The sequence below is a fragment of the Bradyrhizobium sp. genome (assembly GCF_049691595.1).
Taxonomy (GTDB): Bacteria; Pseudomonadota; Alphaproteobacteria; order Rhizobiales; family Xanthobacteraceae; genus Bradyrhizobium.
Genome location: NZ_JBAVNZ010000520.1, coordinates 1 through 1699, shown reverse-complemented (window position 1 = coordinate 1699; position 1699 = coordinate 1). Strand labels below are relative to the sequence as shown.

Genomic DNA, 1699 nt, shown 5'->3' with positions numbered 1-1699 from the left:
AGCGCAGCAGCGCGAAATCCAGCACCGGCGATCCCGTTCGCCTGGCATGGATCAGGTAAAGCGTCATCGAGATCGAGCCGACCCCGACCAGGGCCGCGACGACCGTCCACGGCAGCAAATTGAGGCCTGCGATCGATAGACCGAAGGCGATGCCGCCAAGGCCGATCCCGGCCAGCACCAGCCCGTAGAGATCGAAGCGCTCAGGGTGCTCGCTGCGGATCGGGTCGATGTAGCGCAGCGCCATGAAGATGCCGAGCAGGCCGATCGGAATATTGATCAGGAAAATCCAGTGCCAGGAGAAATAGGTGGTGATGAAGCCGCCGAGCGGCGGACCGATCACCGGCCCGACCAGCGCCGGCACCGTCACCCACGCCATCGCACTGACCAGCGCGCTCTTGTCGATCGAGCGCAACAGCACCAGCCGCCCGACCGGCGTCATCATCGCGCCGCCGACGCCCTGCAGGATGCGCGCGATCACGAAATGCGTCACGGAAGACGACAGCGCACAGCCGACCGATCCCACCATGAAGACGGCGATGGCGATCGAGAACACCATGCGGGCCCCGAACCGATCGGCGGTCCAGCCGCTCGCCGGAATGAACACCGCGAGCGACAAGAGATACGAGGTGATGGCGAGCTTCAGCGTCAGCGGGCTGGTGCCGATGTCGGCGGCGATCGCCGGCAGCGAGGTCGCGATCACCGTCGAGTCCATGTTCTCCATGAACAGGGCGGTGGCGACGATGAGCGGGATCAGGCGTTGTTTGTTCATCGAATCGGGGGAAGAGAAAAGCACCGGTAGTGGGAGGGGCTTATCATCGCATCGGCGCCGAGGCCATCGCGGAGCGCGGCGTCACGCGGGATTGTTTCCGTGCCGCCGCCGTATCGCGTTATGCGAAACTGTGCTTGATTTTCCTATCGCATTATGCGATGTTTGGGAAGTGAAAGAGATCGACTTCACTTCGGCGGCCATTCGCCAGTGGCGCAAACTTGCGGCCACGACGCGCGCGCAGATCGACTTCAAATTGAAGGCGTTCGCGGCGACCGGCACTGGCGATGTGAAAGCGCTCAAAGGCGTCGCCGGAATGCGGTTGCGCGCCGGCGACTGACGCGTCCTGTTCATGATCAAGGCCGATACCATCACGATTCACGCGGTCGGACACCGTCGCGATATTTATGACTGAGAGGACACACCATGGCAAAAGCCGGCACCGCAAAGAGCAACGTCCAGTTCATCCACACGCCCGGCGGCGGCGACCTCGCCGTGCTGCCGCGCGACGAGTATGACCGGCTGGTTGCGCTCGCCGCCGAGGCACAGGAAGAGGCCGCCGCAAGCCGGATCGTCCGCCATTCCATGCGGGCGCTCAGGGAAGGCCGCGAAATCGTGTTGCCAAAGGCCGTGGCCGATCGCCTCGCTGACGGCGAGAACGCGGTGCGCGTCATTCGCGAATGGCGAAACATGGTTCAAGGCGAGTTGGCCGTGGCGGTCGGCATCAGCCAGAACTATCTGTCGGAGATCGAAACTGGCCGGCGCAAAGGGCCCGCCGAATTACAAAAGAAGTTGGCCCGCGCGCTGGGCGTGCCGATGGACGTTCTGATCGAATAAGATCGGGCGGCTCGTTGGCCGCAGCTTCCGTCAGCCCGGCTATTGCCGAAAGCGGAACACCGCCTGGATCCCGCCCAAACCGCCGGAGATCCGACC

General features: G+C 63.7%; 3 protein-coding genes. 1 reads left to right on the top strand and 2 read right to left on the bottom strand.

Annotated elements, in window-relative coordinates:
• The coding region (locus WCE35_RS21255; protein WP_424595284.1) for an MFS transporter at positions 1-769 on the bottom strand (769 nt) is incomplete at its 3' end.
• A 151-nt stretch (positions 770-920) separates the two neighbouring features.
• A complete protein-coding gene (locus WCE35_RS21250) occupies positions 921-1160 on the bottom strand; it encodes a hypothetical protein (RefSeq protein ID WP_424595283.1) in 240 nt (79 codons plus the stop codon).
• Positions 1161-1192: 32 nt separating this feature from the next.
• Here WCE35_RS21250 and WCE35_RS21245 point away from each other — a divergent pair, with 32 nt between their 5' ends.
• Entirely contained in the window at positions 1193-1603 is a 411-nt protein-coding gene (locus tag WCE35_RS21245) for a helix-turn-helix transcriptional regulator (RefSeq protein WP_424595282.1), read from the top strand.
• The last annotated feature ends 96 nt before the right edge of the window (positions 1604-1699 follow it).

Coding starts and splice junctions, on each gene's coding strand:
- WCE35_RS21245 (WP_424595282.1), top strand. CDS start 1,193: ATGGCAAAAGCCGGCACCGCAAAGAGCAACGTCCAGTTCATCCACACG.